This window comes from Ensifer sp., assembly GCF_031989085.1.
Lineage (GTDB): Bacteria > Pseudomonadota > Alphaproteobacteria > Rhizobiales > Rhizobiaceae > Ensifer.
The window spans coordinates 331,054-347,791 of record NZ_DALZXU010000001.1 but is presented as its reverse complement, the minus strand read 5'-3'; the positions used below and the strand labels follow the sequence as shown (position 1 = coordinate 347,791).

Sequence of the window (16,738 nt, the reverse complement as noted above, 5' to 3'; positions counted from 1 at the left end):
GTTACCGTAACTCGACAAGGCGCCCTATTTCCGCCATCAGCCGTTGCGGATCCGCGGGTTTCGGCAGTACGGCGTCGGCGCCGGCCTCGATGAGCCTATCCTTGACCTCCAGCCGTGCGTCCGATGTCAGCACGATCACCGGAAGGCGCCGGTCGGATTGCATCGCCTCCCTCTCGCGCAGGCGCTTCAACATCGAAAATCCGTCGCCGCCGGGCATATTGAGATCGGTGACGAGCAACGCCGGCATCGCCTCGACACCAGGGCCGCCACCCGAAAGAACGCGATCGACAGCGACGAAATCGGTGACCACCTGGACCGCCTGTCCCGCGCGCTGCAGGACGGTGCGCACGATCAGCGCGTTGACGGGATCGTCTTCCGCCAAGAGGATGCCGCGCGGGCTCGCCCTGACGGGCGCAATCGTCGGTTCCTCGCGAAGGATCGGCCGGTTGTCGTTGATGGCGTCGCGCTTTTCAATGCCCTTCAGCCGACCGAGCAGCACCTCGACCAGCGACTTCTCGCGCAAGGGGCGGATGAGCCAGGCCTCGTAGCCGTCCATCTGGTCGACCGGATGGTTGTTGCGCTCCTCCGGATTGATCAGGTAGGTGCGGCGCAGGTCAAGGCGGGCAACGGCCGGCTGCAACGCCAGAAGCTGCCTGAACTGGCCGGCGTGGCGATGGTCGACGATGATGTCCGTCAACGGCGCGCCGCCTGCGAACACGTCGGAAAAGACGTTCTGGGCTGCCGCCAGCGTCGTTGCCCGATGGCAGCGACCGCCAAGCGTGGCGATGGTGGCCGAGAGTGCTGCGGACGCAGGTCCGTCCGGCGCCATCACCAGCACATGCGAGCGGGCGAGCCGCTGGCGCCGATCCGCCGTTACCCGCTCGACTTCGGCAAGCGGCAGGCGGATCTCGAAGCGGCTGCCGCGTCCGGGCGCGCTCGAAGCCGTGAGGCTGCCACCGCAGGCCTGCATGATCCGACGCGAGATCGCCAGGCCGAGACCGGTGCCCTTGGCACGCTGCTCGTCGCTGCCGGCCTGCTCGAACTCGTCGAAGATGCGCTTCAACTCGTCGCCCGACATGCCCGGGCCGGTGTCGTCGATCAGGATGCGAACGCAATCCTCGACGATATCGGCGCTAACGAACACTCCCCCGACCTCGGTGAACTTGACCGCGTTGCCTATGACGTTGAACAGCACCTGGCGCAGCCGCGCCGCATCAAACTCCATCAGCGCCGGCACGTCCGCGGTCACGGTCGCACCGATCTCGATGCCCTTTTCGTGGGCGCGATTGGACAGCATCTCGACGACGCTTTCGATGACGCTGCGCGGATCCTGGCGCGATGGCCGGAACTGGAAACGGCCGGCAGACAGCGACGAGAAGTCGATCAGATCCTCGACGAGCTGCACCAGCGCATGGCCGGACTGCTGCATGCCGGCCAGATAGTTTTTCTGTTCGCTCGACAGCCGGGTCTGGCCGAGCAGGTGGCTCATGCCGAGGATGCCGGACAGCGGCGTGCGGATCTCGTGGCTGACGGTTGCGAGCAGCCGCGACTTTGCCTGGCTTGCCTCTTCGGCGCGGCGGCGGGCGTCTTCGCGTTCACGCGCCGCGCGGGCCTCCTCGGTCACGTCGCGCGCGATGCTGTGGCGCATCAGCCGGCCGCTGGCCGGATCCCTTGCAATGACGTCGTGCCAATCGTAGAGGCGCAAGCCTTCCGGAGCGGCTGTGCGCACGAGGTAGTGATTGGGCTCGATCTTCGGCTCGAAACTCAGCCCGATGGCGGCGCAGGTCAGTCCGCGCGCATCGTCGAGGCCGCAGGCCCGATGAAACGCGGCGTTGGCATGAACGATCTTACCGTCCATTCCCCGCGTGATCGCGATATCGCCGAGTGCATCATGGATGGTCGCAAGCAGTGCCGAGGTTTCCTGGCGATCCCAGTCGCCGTCCCGCCTTGTTTCTGCGCCCCGCCCGTCACTGTCGGCAGCCCTGATGCCATCGGCAACCAGCAGAAGCACGCCCGCAAGACCCGCCGCCGCGACCGCTGCGGAAAACAGATAGAGACCGGCGGCGATGCCCATTGCCAGCACCAGACCGGAGGCGATGACGCCGAGAGATGCCAGCGAAAGACGGCGAAGCGCAAACCCCGATGTGGCGGACTTGCCCATCGTACCAGTGCCGTCGGTCGCGCCGCCGACGGGCAACGCGCCGCCGCTTCGGGCTTGCGCACCGAACCCGGATTCGATCTGCTCTAGCAATCGTGACGGCTCACTCATGCCATCCGGCTAACACGCCAAGCGTTCGAAATGGCTTCAGCGCTTCGATAAAATCTTAAGCTTTGGCCTTTTTTGACTGCAGAAGCTCGTCGAGAATGATCGCGCCGGCGCCGATGCTGATGAACGTGTCGGCAAGATTGAACACCGCGAACGACCATGTCTGCGTGTAAAACAGGATGTAGTCGATGACGTAGCCGAAGATCAGCCGGTCGACCAGGTTTCCAAGCGCACCGGCGATGATCAGGGCATAGCCGAGATGCGCGAAGAACCGGTCCTTCGGCGTGCGCCGCCACAGCCACAAGACGAAGGCAACGACGATCAGACGCATGCCGACGATGAACCAGCCTTCCATGCCCGACAGCATCGAGAAGGCGACGCCGTAGTTGTAGGTCCGGTAGAGCGCCAGCATCGGCATGACCGGAACCGCTTCATTGAACGGCAGATAGGCCTCGACCAGATACTTGATCAACTGGTCGGCGGCGAGCGCCAGCGCGATGAAGATCGCGATCGGCAGCGGCCTTGAAAACAACACCTGCTTTTCGCTCATGCGCGGGCATCCAGCGCCAGGAGATGGCGTCGCGCCTCAAACAGCATGATGCCGGTGGCGATCGCCAGATTGAGGGAATCGGCGCGGCCGGCCTGCGGAATGCGGGCAAGCGCGCCTGCCTCGCGGGCGAGCTCCTCAGGAAGGCCGGCCTGCTCGTTGCCCATCAGCAGCACGACGGGCTTCGATTTGTAGTCGATGGTGCGGTAGTCGACCGAACCGGCGAGATGGGTCGCCACGACCTTCACCCCTGCCTGCCTCTGCCATTTGACGAAATCGTCGGCGCTGGCGCGCACCACCGGCATGGCGAAGACCGAACCCATGGTCGCCCGCACGGTTTCGAGCGAGAAGGGATCGGTCGTTTCTCCGATGAGAATGATGCCTGAGGCACCGGCCGCGTCGGCCGTGCGGATGATCGTGCCGAGATTGCCGGGATCGCGAACCCGGTCGAGCGCCACGTAGGTCTCGCCGAGCTCGGGGCGGATTTCCTTCAGCGCCCGGTAGCGCTGCTCGAAGATGCCGACGACCATCTGCGGATTGTCGCGCCGGGTGATCGTCGCGAGCACCTTCTCGCTGACTTCGAGCACGAGCCCGCCGCGGGCGAAGGTCTTTGCCGCCACTTGTTCCACATGTGGCTTGCCCTTGGCCGCCTTGGCATAGATCAGCGTCTTGATCTTCCAGCCGAGATCGAGCGCATCGATCACCAGCTTCAGGCCTTCGGCCATGAAGGACCGCGTCTCGTCGCGGTGCTTCTTCTGCGCCAGCAGCTTGATGTCCTTGATGATCGGATTGGTGAGGCTGGTGACTTCCTTCACCTGCCCGACACGGCCCGCGCCGTGTTCGCTTCTGTCATTGCTCATTACGGCACCCAGCGGCTGAAGAGAGAGGTCGAAAGCGCCCGTCCCGGCTCGCGGCCGTCGAGCCCGCCTTCGCGGATGATGAGTTCACCGGATTCGACCCGACCACCACGCCCGCGCATCGTCTCGCGCATCAATTCATGGATCGAGTAGAAGCTGGCGCGGATCGAGTAGGCCGTCAGCACCAGACCGCGGGCCTCGGGCGACAGGATTTCGCGGCAGATGTCGAGCATCGCCGCCAGATGGTCGAACAGCTGCCAGACCTCGCCGTTCGGGCCGCGCCCGAACTTCGGCGGATCGGTCAGGATAATATCGTAGCGGCTGCCGCGACGTTCCTCGCGCTGGATGAACTTCATCGCGTCGTCGCAGATCCAGCGGATCGGCAGCTTTTCCGCACGCGCCAGCGCCTGGTTTTCCCGGGCCCAGCCGATCGCCTTCTTCGAGGCGTCGACATGGGTGACCTCGGCACCGGCTTTTGCGGCGATCAGCGAGGCGACGCCGGTATAGCCGAAGAGGTTTAGAACCTTGAGCGGACGGCGCGACGCCTCGACCTGGTCTTTCACCCAGCTCCAATGGGCGAGCTGCTCGGGAAAGACGCCGACATGGCGGAAGGAGGTGAAACGGCCGTGGAACTCGGTGCCCAGAAGCTGCATCGGCCAGGTTTCGCCAAGAACCGCGCCAGGAAAGCGCCAGCGGCCCATGCCGTCTTCGTCGGTGTCGCCGGTGAAGATCGCATCCGCGTTTTCCCAGACGCTGTCGGGCAGGGTTCGCGGCCACAGCGCCTGCGCTTCCGGCCGCACGATGCGGTAAGGCCCGTACTGCTCGAGCTTTTCACCGGCGCCGCTATCGATCAGATGGTAGCCGGAAACACCCGATGTTTCGAGAATGAGCGGGATCTGCTCGCCGGGCTTGTCGCCAGTGCGCCGCGCAATGACGCGCGCAGGCGCCTCGTTTTCGGGCTGCGTGCGCGATGGCCGCTCGCGCGGTTCGGCGGCTTTCACCGTGGCCTGCGCTGCCGCGCGCTCCTTGAACTCGCCGGCCTTGGCAAATGGCGGACGCTTCTTTTCCTGGCGTGCACCGCCACGCGCCTCTGCACCGCGGCCCTTCGCCGTCGTCACGGAGGCATTCTTCGACCGCCGGTCCTTTTCCTTCACGCTGAGATCCCTGGGCTTTGTTTTGTCACGAGGCGCTACCCTCCCGAATATCGGATGCAGACGGGCCGGCGCCATGAGGTATGCCGCCGCACCCCGAATTACGAGGCAAGGCGTGTTCTATCGGTGCAAATAGCACCGCTCCCGCTCTTGGCAAAGCCGTTTCCGATTTGCCAAGATCGTGGCGGGAGCGAGATTTGCAACGACGCATCGGCCGACATCAAGCGTTCAGAAACATTGTAAAGTGAATTCAAGGGATTACATGACCCCTAGCGCATCCCTGCCGATGCGCGACACCGTCAACGGGAGGAAACCGCATGGACATGACCGGCGAAGAACGCATCCTGGCACCGCGCGACGCCGTGTGGCGCGGCCTCAACGACCCCGAAATCCTGAAGCGATGCATCCCGGGCTGTCAGTCGATCGAGATGAAATCACCGACCGAACTTTCCGCCGTCGTCAAGATCAAGATCGGCCCGGTTTCAGCGACCTTCAGCGGCGATGTCACGCTTTCAAACCTCAACCCGCCGGAAAGCTACACGATCTCCGGAGAGGGCAAGGGCGGTATCGCCGGCTTTGCCAAGGGTGGCGCGGATGTGACGCTCGTCGACGACGGCGCCGAAACGGTGCTGCGCTACGACGTCAAGGCACAGATCGGCGGCAAGCTGGCGCAGCTCGGTTCGCGGCTCGTCGATTCCACCGCCAAGAAGCTGGCTCAGCAGTTTTTCAGTGATTTCGTCGTTGCGGTCGGCGGCCCGGCGCAAGCGGCGAGCTGACGGGCGGGGCGCCGCCGGCCCTCAGTTTTGCGGGGCGGCGAGCGTTGCCTGGGTGGCCAGCTTTTCCGCCTGGCTGCGGTGCTTTTCGGCCTCGCGATGCCATTTCGCGGCTTCGCTCGCCTCATTGCGGGCGCGCCGGCGGTATTTGCCCTGGGTGAACCAGGTGGCAGCGGCGCCCAGGATCAGGCCGACTACGACGGCCAGAAGCAGGAAAACGAAGAACGGCGCACTGACGGACAGCACACTGTCTTCGGGCATGAATGGGTTGAGTGCGAGCGTGACGCTCTGACGATTGGCGACACTGAGCACGATCAGGATGACGCCGACCGGAATGAGCACAACGATGTTGATCAGTTTCTTGAGCATTCAGCCGCTCCTTTTTTCCGAATTGGCGCACCCGCGCGGTCCGCGACGGTCAATCCGGAGTCATGACGATCGGGCGGGATGATCAGTCTTCATCGTCCTCGTTCATGCCCGGGTTCAAGCGCTCGCGCAGTTCCTTGCCGGTCTTGAAGAACGGAACCCACTTTTCCTCGACGAAGACGGAATCGCCGGTGCGCGGGTTGCGACCGGAGCGCGACGGCCGGTTCTTGACCGAGAATGCACCGAAACCCCGCAGCTCGACACGGTTTCCGGCAGCCAGCGCATCTGTGATCTCATCGAGCACCGCGTTGACGATGTTTTCGACGTCACGGTGGTAGAGATGCGGATTGCGAGCTGCAACAATCTGCACCAGTTCTGACTTGATCACTGTCGCCCCCTTAAATTCTTGTTTGTTTTGCTTTTTCGGCCTGCACTGTGATTACCGCAAGAATATGGCCGGTGCTTGGCTGGCGCAAGCGGCCATGTCACGGATCAGGCTGGGCATATGCTGCCATCCTCATGGAGCATCAACCTGCCAAACCGAAACAAGACCGTCAAGAAACAACTTGTCACCCCCGATTTTTTCGAGGCCCTTCATCGCCGGAAAAGCGTCATATCCCAACATCTTGACCCATTCCGACACCGCCGAGCCCAGGCCGAATGGCAACGTCTTGTGCGGCGCTTCCCAATCAACCACAGGCAGGTCCTTCGACACCTTCTTTTCGGCCAGGAAGGCGCGGATTTCATCATCGCCGCCGAGCTTGTCGACGAGCTTCAGGCCGAGCGCCTGGCGGCCGGTGAAAATGCGCCCGTCGGCAAGCAGCAGAGCCTCGTCGCGCGGCAGCTTGCGGCGGTCCGCCACCAGGTCGACAAACCAGCCATAGCTGTCGTCGATCATCGCCTGGATCATCGCCTTGGCTTCGTCGCTCGCGGGATGGAAGGGTGACGGCTCCGCCTTCAACGGCCTCGACTTGATCGATTCCAGCGAGACGCCGAGCTTGTCCATGAGCTCCTTGACCTGAGGGTACTGGAAGATGACGCCGATCGAGCCGGTGATCGAGCTTTCGCCGGCGACGATCGTATCGCCGGCAAGCGCGATCATGTAGCCGGCAGAGGCGGCAAGCGTACGGATATCGGAAACCACGGGCTTCTTGGCGGCAACCTTGCGGATCGCCTTGTAGATGACCTCGCCGCCGTAGGTGGTGCCGCCGGGCGACGAAATGGTGACCACCAGCGCCTTGACCGAGGCGTTGTCCTCGATCCGCTGAAGCCTTTCCAGCAACTCACGGTCATCCTGGATCAGGCCGGAGATCGTCACGCGGGCGACATGATCGCGGCCGCGCCCCGCGTTTTCGCCCAGGCCCGACCATGAAAACATCGCCAAGGCCACCAGAGCGATGAGGCCGGCGACGATCCAGCGCCAGAAGCTCAATTTCCGGCGCAGGCTGCGGCGATCGGCGATGGCAAGTTCATCCATGTCGGTTTCTCCGAATTTGTTGGCGCAGCTTCTGTCAGTTTCCGAAGGAACATGCTATCTGCGCGGCAGGTGGCATATTCAATAGACGCGGTCGGTCCCGGTTAAAAGCCGTGCCCGCCGTTTTCCTGTCTTCACGAAGTTTTTCGCCGCGCCATTGTGCGGCGGCTAAAAATATCCATATTTGCGACGACTTACACGAATGTATGTAAAATGCGCTTGTCGCGAGACCACGCGCGAGCAACGGAACCAACAGGCCTTCTCATGCTAGATCATGCGCCAGCCCCCGGCTTTTTTGCCGATACGGGTTCGAGCTCGTCGGACGCTTACGCGCTCGCCGCGCGGCATTCGGCGCGCGTCAAACGCCTGAAGATCATCCTGCCTGTGGTCGCCGGCATCATCGCTGTGATCTTCGCCGCCATTTCCTTCGTGCGCGCCTTCATGCCGGTCGATCTGCAGCTCGACAGCGCAACGATCGAAGATGGCAAGATCGTCATGCAGAACCCGGCGATTGCCGGGCGCAACAAGCAGGGCATCAGCTATTCGATGAAGGCGCAACGCGCGCTGCAGGATATCGCCAATCCCGATATCATCACGCTGCAGACCATCCATGCCGAAATGCCCGTGAACGACAAGCTGATCGCCACCGTCGATGCGACCAACGGCATCTATGACCGTGGTGCCAATACGCTCGATATGAACGCCCCGTTCACGATTACCATGAATAATGGCGTCAACGCCGACTTCCAGTCGGCCTATCTGGACATCAATGCCGGCGAAATGGAAACGAAACAACCGATTGCGATCAGCATGAAGGGCGGTTCGATCATTGCGCAGCGGCTGCGAATGACGGATAAGGGACGCATAGTAACATTTGAGGGCATGGTGCGGGTCACTCTCGAACCCACGGCCATACGCAAGAACACGAATTAGGATCTGGTGCATCCATGTCGCTAGCCGCTACTTTTTTCAGGATTTCAGCCAGCCTGGCCGTTGCCGGCATCGGCGCATTGATGATTGTTTCGGGCGCATCAGCCCAGGCCACATCGAGCAAGATGAAGGGCCTCGAACTCTCCAACGACCAGCCGATCCAGATCGAAAGCGACAAGCTTGAGATCAAGGATCCGGAGAGCAAGGCGATCTTCACCGGCAACGTCAAGGTGCTACAGGGCACGACGACGCTCCAGGCGGGCAGCATGACCGTGTTCTACAAGTCCGGCGCCGGATCGGTCTCGAGCGGCGACGCCGACATCGACCGCATCGAAGTCAGCCAGCGCGTATTCCTGAGCTCCGGCACCCAGCAGGCAACTGCCGACAGCGGCGAATTCGACATGACCAAGCAGACCTTCGTGCTGAAGGGCGACAAGGTCGTGCTGTCGGAAGGCAAGAACGTCTTCGTCGGCTGCCAGTTGAATGTGCAGATGAACACGGGCGAAGCGCAACTCGAGGCCTGTGGCGGTCGGGTGCAGATTCAGCTCGACCCGAAGTCGCAGAAGAAGAACTGACGTAGACCCGCTCGTGCAACTCCCCTTCCTTCACAAGCGCAAGCGCGTCCGCAAGCCGTTGGCGGCCACACCCGCCCCAGCCGGCCATGCGGTCGACAAGGCGCGGTACGACGGTACGCTGATCGCCCGCGGCCTGACCAAGGCCTATCGCGAGCGGCGCGTCGTCAATGGCGTGTCACTGGTGGTTCGACGCGGGGAGGCCGTTGGCCTTCTCGGGCCGAACGGCGCCGGCAAGACCACCTGCTTCTACATGATCACCGGCCTGGTGCCGGTCGACGAAGGCTCGATCGAGATCAACGGCAACGACGTCACGACGATGCCGATGTATCGCCGTGCCCGTCTCGGCGTCGGTTACCTGCCACAGGAGGCCTCGATCTTTCGCGGCCTGACGGTGGAAGACAACATCCGCGCCGTGCTCGAGGTGCACGACAAGAACCTGGAGCGGCGCGAAAGCAAGCTCAACGACCTGCTCGGGGAGTTCAACATCTCCCATCTGCGCAAGTCGCCGGCCATAGCACTTTCCGGGGGCGAGCGGCGCCGGCTCGAAATTGCCCGCGCGCTGGCGACCGACCCGACCTTCATGCTGCTCGACGAGCCGTTTGCGGGCGTCGATCCGATTTCCGTTGCCGACATCCAGGCGCTGGTGCGCCATCTGACGTCGCGCGGCATCGGCGTGCTCATCACCGACCACAATGTGCGCGAGACGCTCGGCCTGATCGACCGGGCCTACATTATCCATGCCGGCGAAGTGCTGACCCACGGCCGCGCCAACGATATCGTCACCAATCCGGACGTTCGCCGGCTCTATCTCGGCGACAATTTCAGCCTTTGACGCGATCCGCGGGCGAATCCGACATCTCGCCCCGCGGTCGCGCTTGACCAAACCCCTCCAATAAGCAATTTTTGGGCCAAGTGAAAAAGCCGGCCCGCCATTGGCCGACCGGCGGAGATTTCGTCGGGAGTTTGACGTCCGCATGGCATTGTCGGCCAGCCTTCATCTGCGCCAGTCACAGTCGCTGGTCATGACCCCGCAGCTGATGCAATCGATTCAGCTGCTGCAGATGACGCATCTGGAACTCAACCAGTTCATCGCACAGGAAGTCGAAAAGAACCCGCTGCTCGAGCTTCACGGCAATGACGAGGATTTCGGCATCAGTTCCGAGCACGGCAGCCGGGGAGAGCCCGCATCCGGCGAGGACGCAGGCGGGGCGGACGAGGCACCCGGCCAGCGCGATCTCTACGACAATGCCACGGCGACGGACGGCGAGCGGCTCGGCGAGCAACTCGATGCCGACTTCGGCAATGTCTATCAGGACGACGCGGCGCCGCAGCGCGCCGACGCGCCCGAGTTGCTCGGCCAGTGGAAATCGATGCCCGGCAGTGGCGAAGGCGGCGACTACGATTTCGACGACTTCGTCGCTGGCGCCAAGAGCCTGCGCGAAACGCTTCTGGAGCAACTGCCCTTTGCGTTGACGTCTGCCTCCGACCGGCTGATCGCGCAGCACCTGATCGACCAGCTGGACGAGGCAGGCTACCTGCAGGCCGATCTCGGCGAGGTTGCCGAGCGGCTCGGCGCGCCTCCCGCCGACGTCACGCGCGTTCTTCTCACCCTGCAGCAGTTCGATCCGCCGGGGGTCTTTGCCCGCACGCTCAGCGAATGTCTCGCCATCCAGCTTCGCCTTCGCGATCGGCTCGATCCGGCGATGGAGGCGCTCGTCGCCAATCTCGAACTGCTGGCCCGGCGCGATTTCGCCAGCCTGAAGAAGATCTGCGGGGTCGACGAGGAAGACCTGATCGACATGCTCGCCGAGATCCGCAAGCTCGACCCGAAGCCGGCCACGAGCTTCGAGACCAGCGTCAGCGAGGCGATCGTGCCCGATATCGTCGTCAGGGCGGCACCGGACGGGAGCTGGCTCATCGAGCTCAATCCGGACGCCCTGCCGCGTGTGCTCGTCAATCAGGCCTATTTCAACACGGTGTCACGCGGCACGAGCAAGAACAGCGCCGACCAGATCTTCCTCAACGAATGCCTGCAGACCGCCAATTGGCTGACCCGAAGCCTCGATCAGCGTGCAAGGACGATCATGAAGGTCGCAACCGAGATCGTTCGCCAGCAGGATGCCTTCCTGGTTCACGGCGTCGGTCACCTGCGGCCGCTGAACCTGAAGACGGTGGCCGACGCGATCAAGATGCACGAGTCGACCGTCAGCCGCGTCACCTCGAACAAGTACATGCTGACGCCGCGCGGACTGTTCGAACTCAAGTATTTCTTCACCGTCTCGATCGGCTCGGCCGAGGGCGGCGACAGCCATTCGGCCGAGACCGTGCGCCACCGCATCCGCGCCATGATCCATGAAGAGCGTGCCGACGCCGTGCTTTCCGACGACGATATCGTCGACAGCCTGAAGAGGGCCGGGATCGATATCGCGCGGCGCACGGTGGCGAAGTATCGCGAGGCGATGAACCTCCCCTCCTCCGTCCAGCGACGCCGCGAGAAGCGGGCACTCGCCAAGGCATCCGGCGCCTGATGGCGCTCGCGCCAACCGGCTCGGCGATCACGACCTGCGAAGGAAAAAGCGCCGGAAAACGCAGCCGTAAAGTTAAGGTCCGTTAACTTTTTTGCGACCTTCGATTGACTCTCCGCGACGCAGGGGATATGAGCCCGCCGCAATTGCCGAGGACACGGTCTTCCTCGGCCGGCCGGTGCGACCGGTAGGTGCGACACAGAGGCTCCCGCAAGCGTGAAAGGCTTGGATGACGGGAGCGCTTGGAATAGACTGGCTACGCAAATCACGAAATAGAGAGGAAACTCCATGAGTGTGCGTGTATCCGGTAAACAGATGGAAATCGGCGATTCGTTCCGCGCCCGCATCGGCGACCAGATCGAGCAGGCCGTTACCAAATATTTCGACGGAGGATATTCAAGCCAGGTCACTGTGGAAAAGTCTGGACCGCGCTTCAGCGCCGACTGCAAGCTTCATCTCGATACGGGCGTGGTTATGCAGGCGAGTGGACAGGCCAATGACCCCCAGGCTGCCTTTGACGCAGCGTCGGAGCGCATCGAAAAGCGCCTTCGTCGCTACAAGCGCAAGCTCAAGGACCACCACAACGGTAATGGTCAAGGTACCGAGGTGGCATACACAGTGATGGACTCGGTGCCGTTCGAGGATGACGAAGTCCCCGAGGATTACGCACCGACGATCGTCGCCGAAAGCTCGAAACAATTGAGGACGATGTCTGTCGCCAGCGCCGTGATGGCGCTCGACATGACGGACGAACCCGTGCTCATGTTCCGCACTCCAGGCAAGGCAGAACTGAATATCGTCTACAGACGCAACGACGGAAATATTGGCTGGATTGACGCTGCCAATATCAAGGGATGAGTGGAAAAAGGGAGTGCCGGCCTGCCGGCGCTCCTTCCACTTGGATCAAGCGGGCAGGCCGGGAAATATGTCTTTTCTGTGCATGGACCCTGCCAAGACAAAGATGGTTAGAGCCATTGCGACGCATTTGTGATGATGTTGTCCGGCTCTAACCGGCGAACGAGGATAAAAGAATGGCATTGGCAGGCTTACTGCACCAAAATGCGATCATCCCGGCCATGAGGGCCAACTCGAAAAAGCAGCTTCTTCAGGAATTGGCGGCCAAAGCGGCAAAGATCACCGGGCTCCCGGAACGCGAAGTCTTCGATGTCATCCTGCAGCGTGAACGGCTGGGCTCCACCGGGGTCGGCAACGGCATTGCCATCCCGCACGGCAAGCTCAACAACCTGCCGTCGATCGTCGGGATTTTTGCCCGCCTGGATACGCCGGTGGATTTCGAGGCCCTCGACGACCAGCCTGTCGACCTCGTGTTTCTGCTGCTGGCTCCCGAAGGCGCCGGTGCCGACCATCTGAAGGCTTTGTCGCGCATCGCCCGCGTGCTGCGCGACCACGACATGGTCGCCAAGATCCGGTCGAGCGATTCCGCCAGCGCAATCTATACGCTGCTCAACGAGGACACGACCTCGCACGCCGCCTGAAGCGGCCTTGGACCGGCCGTCAGTAGAGCTGACGCCGGTTCAAATGATCAATGAAAATCCGAAACAGCGCGCCCTCGCTCGAAATACCGAGCCGGCGATAGATGTTCTTGCGGTGGATTCGGACGGTTCCTTCGGCGATGGACATTGTCTTGCCGATCGACAGGTTGCTGTGTCCCCGCAGGATCAGCCGGACGATGTTGCGCTGTTGCCGGGTCAGGCGATCGGCACACAGGCTGTCGAACGCGGTCTCGATCGCGTCGTCATCCCTTGGCGTTGCCGCGACCGCATGGCTTTGCTGGCGCCAGTTCGAGCGCACGGCCTCCCTCACGATCGGCTCGTAGATCTTCAGGCACAGCAGTTCCTCGTCGCTGAACGGCACGCCGCCCAGCCCGCGCATCAGCGAATAGGTGGCCTGGACGCCATCCTCGAGCGGAATAACGAAGCCGATCTCCTCGACAAGCACGCCGCTTTCCATCGAGATGCAAGGATGCACCTCGGCCGAGCCTGAAAAATCAGACCGGAAGAACTGGTCGGGCGCCAGTTCGCGCATGCGCCAGAGCCCCGGCGGCTGGCCGCCGCAGCAGGCGACATAGAACGGGTCGAGCAGATAGGCGCCGCCGAGATAGGCCGACAGTGCGCTCGCCGAAACCTTGGCGGTATAGCCGTCATGCAGAACGATCGGCCTCTTGTCATAGGGATAGGCGAAGGCGACCGAGAGGTCGAAACCGGCGACCGAGCGCAGCATGCGATCGAGCGCGCTGCCGAAATCCTGCGTTCCGATCAATCCGATCATGGCCGATATATCGGCCGATTCCCGAGCCAGCATCCGCGTCGAACTCTCCCCTTCCCGCATATCCCCCATGGGATATCGACAGCCCCCGCTTCGTCAACAATAATCCGAGCGATGAGGGATGGAGAACGCCGCCCGGCCAAGGCGCGGCGCCCAAGCGCAAGGGGGATCGGATGACAGGCAGGCTCTCGGGAAAAGTGGCTTTGATCAGTGGTGGTGCCGGCGGTTGCGGGCTGGCCGCATCCGAACTCTTTGCGCGCGAGGGAGCGAAGGTCGGCATCGTCGACCTGCCGCGCAGCAAGGGCGAAGAGGTGGCCGCCGCCATCCGTGCAAACGGCGGCGAGGCGGTGTTCGCACCGGCAGACGTCTCGGTTTCTTCCGAGGTGAGCTCGGCCGTCAAGGCGGTCGAGGCGGACTTCGGCGCCATCACCGTCCTCTTCAACCACGCTGGCATCCTGGCGGTCGGGCCGTTCCTCGAAACCGAAGAGGACGAATGGGACCGGCTGATGGCCGTCAACGTACGCAGCATGTTCCTGATGACCAAGGCGGTGCTTCCGGGCATGCTGGCGGCCGGCGGCGGCAGCATCGTGTGCACCTCATCGATCTCGGCCGTGGCAGCAACGCCGATGGAGGTTCTCTACGACACCACCAAGGGGGCCTGCCACATGTTCGCGCGCGCCATTGCCGTGGAATTCCGCGACCGCGGCATCCGCTGCAACGCCGTCTGCCCCGGCTTCATCGCCACCGACCACGGCAAGCGCGAGCTGGTCGGCCTCAGCAAATACGGCGTCGACGTCTCGGAAGCCGCGATCGCCGCCCAGCAGGGCCGCATGTGCGATCCGAAGGAAGTGGCGAACGCCGCGCTGTTTCTCGCCAGCGACGAGGCAAGCTTCGTCAACGGCACGCATCTGTTCGTCGACAATTGCTTCACAGCGGTCTGAGGGAGGGGATAGACATGCTTCAGGCAGGTGGCCACTGGCGCAACTGGGTCGGAAACCAATCATGCATCGTTCGCTACCGGGGGGCGCCCGAGAAAGAGGCAGAGCTCGCCGAGATGGTCCGCGAGGCGACGTCGCAGGGGCTCAACGTCCGCTGCGCCGGATCCGGTCATTCCTTCACGCCGGTCGCGCTGACGAGTGGGCTGCAGCTGACGCTGTCGGGCATGCAGGGCGTCGTCAACATCGACCAGGCGCGCAAACGCGTCGCCGTGAGGGCCGGCACGACGATCAACCAGCTCGGCAAGGTCCTGAAGTCGAGCGGCCTCTCGCTGATCAACCAGGGCGACATCGACAGCCAGGCGCTTGCAGGCGCGCTCACCACCGGCACCCATGGCACCGGGGCCACGCTCGGCAACATGGCCTCGCAGATCGTCGGCATGCGGCTGATCGAGCCCGATGGCAGCATCCTCGTCGTCGACGAGACGACGCCGGACCTCCTGGACGCGGCGCGCGTTTCGGTCGGCATGCTCGGCGTGATCTCCGAGATCACCCTGCAGGCAATGGACAGCTACAACCTGCATGAGAAGCTTTGGCGCTGCACCTTCGACGAGATGATCGAACAGCACGACGAGCTCGCCGCCAAGCATCGGCACTTCGGCTTCTTCTGGTGCCCGGTACCGGAAAGCCGCCACTGCTACTGCCTGCCGGATACCGCATCGGTGTCGACGACGGACAGGACCTCAGACGTCTGCGAAATGAAGGTGATCGACATCACCGACCGGCCGCCGATGGAAGACGGATTCGAGAAGATCGCCTACTCCTCGGAGATCTATCCGATCGAATATGTGCCAAATTTCCACGAGCTCGAATATGCGGTGCCTGTCGCAAACGGCAAGGAAGCGGTCAAAGCGGTGCGCAAGCTGATGCTGGAAAAGCACCCGACCTGCATCTACCCGATCGAATACCGCTTCACCGCCGGCGACAGCGGCTGGATCAGCCCGTTCTTCGAGCAGGATTCGATCACGCTTTCGGTGTCGGGCGAGCCGGGCACGGATTACTGGGAGTATCTTCGCGATGTCGATACAATTCTCCGCCAATACGGCTCGCGGCCGCACTGGGGCAAGCTGCATTTCCTCGGCGCCGAGGACGTGACCGCGCTCTATCCCAGGGCCGGCGACTTCCGGGCCTTGCGGGCAAAGGTCGATCCGGAGGGACGCTTCCTCAACGACCATCTGCGGCAGCTGTTCGGCTGAAGCCGTCCTTCGTCGACGCAACGCCGAAAATGAAAACGCCGCGCGTCCCTTGGGATGCGCGGCGTTCAAACAGATCAGGCTACGGCTCAGGCGGCCGGGCTGTCGCCTTCGCCAGCAACCACCTTCGGGCCGCCCTTGGACACGCCGACCATGGCCGGGCGCAGGACGCGATCGCCGATGGTGTAACCGGCCTGGACGACCTGCAGCACCGTGTTGTTCGGCACGTCGGCGTTCGGGATCTCGAACATCGCCTGGTGGAAGTTCGGGTCGAACTTCTGGCCTTCCGGCTCCAGCTTCTTCACGCCATGGCGCTCCAGCGCCGACAGCATGGCGCGCTCGGTCATCTCGACGCCTTCGATCAGGGCGTTGAGACCCGTCTCACCGGCTTCCTTGGCTTCGGCCGGGATGGCATCGAGCGCACGGCGCAGATTGTCGGAGACGGCCAGCATGTCGCGGGCAAAGCCTGCAACCGAATAGGACTTTGCATCCTTGACGTCACGCTCGGTGCGGCGGCGCAAGTTGTCCATCTCGGCGGCAAGGCGCAGGTACTTGTCGCGCAGGTCGTTGTTCTCGGCCCGGGCAAGCTCGAGCGGATCGGGTTCGGCAACCGGCGCTGCTTCCACAACCTCGGGCGTCGCGTTGTCTGCCTCGTCGTTGGCGGCAGCTTCGTGTCCGTGCTTGTTTGTTTCGTCGGTCATGACGTTCTCCGGTGTATCGTCTGTCTTGTCTTCCGCATTTCACGCCCGCGCGGAACGATGGCCGCATGGCGTAAAAATGCCCAGTGACTGGATTTGATG

18 protein-coding genes are annotated in these 16,738 nt (G+C 63.0%); 9 read left to right on the top strand and 9 right to left on the bottom strand.

Annotation, left to right across the window (positions count from 1 at the left end; translation table 11 throughout):
• Position 1: 1 nt before the first annotated feature.
• Genes RTP54_RS01750 through RTP54_RS01735 form a run of 4 tightly spaced genes read right to left on the bottom strand, consistent with a single transcriptional unit; the run spans position 2 to position 4,824 of the window.
• The gene (locus RTP54_RS01750; protein ID WP_409517086.1) at positions 2 to 2,269 is read right to left on the bottom strand and encodes a hybrid sensor histidine kinase/response regulator; all 2,268 of its coding nucleotides are present in this window, start codon (positions 2,267 to 2,269) and stop codon (positions 2 to 4) included.
• Between the two features lie 55 nt (positions 2,270 to 2,324).
• Entirely contained in the window at positions 2,325 to 2,816 is a 492-nt protein-coding gene (gene lspA, locus RTP54_RS01745; RefSeq protein ID WP_112809101.1) for a signal peptidase II, read from the bottom strand.
• Positions 2,813 to 3,673 carry an RNA methyltransferase gene (locus tag RTP54_RS01740; RefSeq protein ID WP_312360452.1) on the bottom strand — a complete coding sequence of 287 codons (861 nt, stop codon included), beginning with the start codon at positions 3,671 to 3,673 and terminating at the stop codon, positions 2,813 to 2,815. Before RTP54_RS01740 ends, lspA begins: the two co-directional genes overlap by 4 nt.
• Positions 3,673 to 4,824, bottom strand: a complete 1,152-nt coding sequence (locus RTP54_RS01735; RefSeq protein ID WP_112809103.1) for a class I SAM-dependent rRNA methyltransferase — start codon at positions 4,822 to 4,824, stop codon at positions 3,673 to 3,675. The genes RTP54_RS01740 and RTP54_RS01735 overlap by 1 nt, the downstream gene beginning before the upstream one ends.
• A 314-nt stretch (positions 4,825 to 5,138) precedes the next feature.
• On the opposite strand from RTP54_RS01735, the gene RTP54_RS01730 reads away from it, so the two are divergent.
• Positions 5,139 to 5,597 carry an SRPBCC family protein gene (locus RTP54_RS01730; RefSeq protein WP_112809104.1) on the top strand — a complete coding sequence of 153 codons (459 nt, stop codon included), beginning with the start codon at positions 5,139 to 5,141 and terminating at the stop codon, positions 5,595 to 5,597.
• A 21-nt stretch (positions 5,598 to 5,618) separates the two neighbouring features.
• Here RTP54_RS01730 and RTP54_RS01725 read toward each other — a convergent pair whose 3' ends face one another.
• The 3 genes from RTP54_RS01725 to sppA form a co-directional block, all read right to left on the bottom strand.
• Positions 5,619 to 5,963, bottom strand: a complete 345-nt coding sequence (locus tag RTP54_RS01725; protein ID WP_112809105.1) for a LapA family protein — start codon at positions 5,961 to 5,963, stop codon at positions 5,619 to 5,621.
• An 82-nt stretch (positions 5,964 to 6,045) separates the two neighbouring features.
• A complete protein-coding gene (locus RTP54_RS01720) occupies positions 6,046 to 6,348 on the bottom strand; it encodes an integration host factor subunit beta (RefSeq protein WP_112809106.1) in 303 nt (100 codons plus the stop codon).
• A 129-nt stretch (positions 6,349 to 6,477) separates the two neighbouring features.
• Positions 6,478 to 7,437 (bottom strand): signal peptide peptidase SppA, encoded by a 960-nt coding sequence (gene sppA, locus RTP54_RS01715; RefSeq protein WP_112809107.1) that lies wholly within the window; start codon positions 7,435 to 7,437, stop codon positions 6,478 to 6,480.
• A gap of 261 nt (positions 7,438 to 7,698) precedes the next feature.
• Between sppA and lptC the strand changes: the two genes are divergently transcribed.
• From lptC to ptsN, 6 genes are all read left to right on the top strand, one after another.
• On the top strand, positions 7,699 to 8,367 hold the full coding sequence (gene lptC, locus RTP54_RS01710) for an LPS export ABC transporter periplasmic protein LptC (protein WP_112816505.1): 669 nt from the start codon (positions 7,699 to 7,701) through the stop codon (positions 8,365 to 8,367).
• A 14-nt stretch (positions 8,368 to 8,381) separates the two neighbouring features.
• Entirely contained in the window at positions 8,382 to 8,939 is a 558-nt protein-coding gene (locus RTP54_RS01705; protein ID WP_312360439.1) for an LptA/OstA family protein, read from the top strand.
• A 58-nt stretch (positions 8,940 to 8,997) separates the two neighbouring features.
• On the top strand, positions 8,998 to 9,771 hold the full coding sequence (gene lptB / locus RTP54_RS01700) for an LPS export ABC transporter ATP-binding protein (RefSeq protein WP_162703528.1): 774 nt from the start codon (positions 8,998 to 9,000) through the stop codon (positions 9,769 to 9,771).
• 142 nt (positions 9,772 to 9,913) lie between these two features.
• On the top strand, positions 9,914 to 11,467 hold the full coding sequence (gene rpoN / locus RTP54_RS01695; RefSeq protein ID WP_312360437.1) for an RNA polymerase factor sigma-54: 1,554 nt from the start codon (positions 9,914 to 9,916) through the stop codon (positions 11,465 to 11,467).
• A gap of 285 nt (positions 11,468 to 11,752) precedes the next feature.
• Positions 11,753 to 12,322, top strand: a complete 570-nt coding sequence (hpf, locus tag RTP54_RS01690; RefSeq protein ID WP_077503001.1) for a ribosome hibernation-promoting factor, HPF/YfiA family — start codon at positions 11,753 to 11,755, stop codon at positions 12,320 to 12,322.
• 173 nt (positions 12,323 to 12,495) lie between these two features.
• Positions 12,496 to 12,960: a PTS IIA-like nitrogen regulatory protein PtsN gene (ptsN, locus tag RTP54_RS01685; RefSeq protein ID WP_112809112.1), complete on the top strand. Its 465-nt coding sequence runs from the start codon at positions 12,496 to 12,498 to the stop codon at positions 12,958 to 12,960.
• 19 nt (positions 12,961 to 12,979) lie between these two features.
• On the opposite strand, the gene RTP54_RS01680 is transcribed toward ptsN, so the two are convergent.
• Positions 12,980 to 13,753, bottom strand: a complete 774-nt coding sequence (locus RTP54_RS01680) for a LuxR C-terminal-related transcriptional regulator (protein ID WP_312360435.1) — start codon at positions 13,751 to 13,753, stop codon at positions 12,980 to 12,982.
• Positions 13,754 to 13,923: 170 nt separating this feature from the next.
• On the opposite strand from RTP54_RS01680, the gene RTP54_RS01675 reads away from it, so the two are divergent.
• Complete coding sequence (locus RTP54_RS01675; protein ID WP_312360434.1) at positions 13,924 to 14,691, top strand: SDR family NAD(P)-dependent oxidoreductase; 768 nt, start codon at positions 13,924 to 13,926, stop codon at positions 14,689 to 14,691.
• A gap of 14 nt (positions 14,692 to 14,705) precedes the next feature.
• On the top strand, positions 14,706 to 15,941 hold the full coding sequence (locus tag RTP54_RS01670) for a D-arabinono-1,4-lactone oxidase (protein WP_312360431.1): 1,236 nt from the start codon (positions 14,706 to 14,708) through the stop codon (positions 15,939 to 15,941).
• Between the two features lie 86 nt (positions 15,942 to 16,027).
• Here RTP54_RS01670 and grpE read toward each other — a convergent pair whose 3' ends face one another.
• A complete protein-coding gene (gene grpE, locus RTP54_RS01665) occupies positions 16,028 to 16,639 on the bottom strand; it encodes a nucleotide exchange factor GrpE (RefSeq protein ID WP_112809116.1) in 612 nt (203 codons plus the stop codon).
• Positions 16,640 to 16,738: the final 99 nt, after the last annotated feature.

What these genes read in the sequence shown, in the direction of transcription:
- RTP54_RS01750 (WP_409517086.1), bottom strand. Translation starts at nt 2,269, where the DNA reads ATGAGTGAGCCGTCACGATTGCTAGAGCAGATCGAATCCGGGTTCGGT.
- lspA (WP_112809101.1), bottom strand. Translation starts at nt 2,816, where the DNA reads ATGAGCGAAAAGCAGGTGTTGTTTTCAAGGCCGCTGCCGATCGCGATC.
- RTP54_RS01740 (WP_312360452.1), bottom strand. Translation starts at nt 3,673, where the DNA reads ATGAGCAATGACAGAAGCGAACACGGCGCGGGCCGTGTCGGGCAGGTG.
- RTP54_RS01730 (WP_112809104.1), top strand. Translation starts at nt 5,139, where the DNA reads ATGGACATGACCGGCGAAGAACGCATCCTGGCACCGCGCGACGCCGTG.
- RTP54_RS01725 (WP_112809105.1), bottom strand. Translation starts at nt 5,963, where the DNA reads ATGCTCAAGAAACTGATCAACATCGTTGTGCTCATTCCGGTCGGCGTC.
- sppA (WP_112809107.1), bottom strand. Translation starts at nt 7,437, where the DNA reads ATGGATGAACTTGCCATCGCCGATCGCCGCAGCCTGCGCCGGAAATTG.
- lptC (WP_112816505.1), top strand. Translation starts at nt 7,699, where the DNA reads ATGCTAGATCATGCGCCAGCCCCCGGCTTTTTTGCCGATACGGGTTCG.
- RTP54_RS01705 (WP_312360439.1), top strand. Translation starts at nt 8,382, where the DNA reads ATGTCGCTAGCCGCTACTTTTTTCAGGATTTCAGCCAGCCTGGCCGTT.
- rpoN (WP_312360437.1), top strand. Translation starts at nt 9,914, where the DNA reads ATGGCATTGTCGGCCAGCCTTCATCTGCGCCAGTCACAGTCGCTGGTC.
- hpf (WP_077503001.1), top strand. Translation starts at nt 11,753, where the DNA reads ATGAGTGTGCGTGTATCCGGTAAACAGATGGAAATCGGCGATTCGTTC.
- ptsN (WP_112809112.1), top strand. Translation starts at nt 12,496, where the DNA reads ATGGCATTGGCAGGCTTACTGCACCAAAATGCGATCATCCCGGCCATG.
- RTP54_RS01680 (WP_312360435.1), bottom strand. Translation starts at nt 13,753, where the DNA reads ATGATCGGATTGATCGGAACGCAGGATTTCGGCAGCGCGCTCGATCGC.
- RTP54_RS01675 (WP_312360434.1), top strand. Translation starts at nt 13,924, where the DNA reads ATGACAGGCAGGCTCTCGGGAAAAGTGGCTTTGATCAGTGGTGGTGCC.
- RTP54_RS01670 (WP_312360431.1), top strand. Translation starts at nt 14,706, where the DNA reads ATGCTTCAGGCAGGTGGCCACTGGCGCAACTGGGTCGGAAACCAATCA.
- grpE (WP_112809116.1), bottom strand. Translation starts at nt 16,639, where the DNA reads ATGACCGACGAAACAAACAAGCACGGACACGAAGCTGCCGCCAACGAC.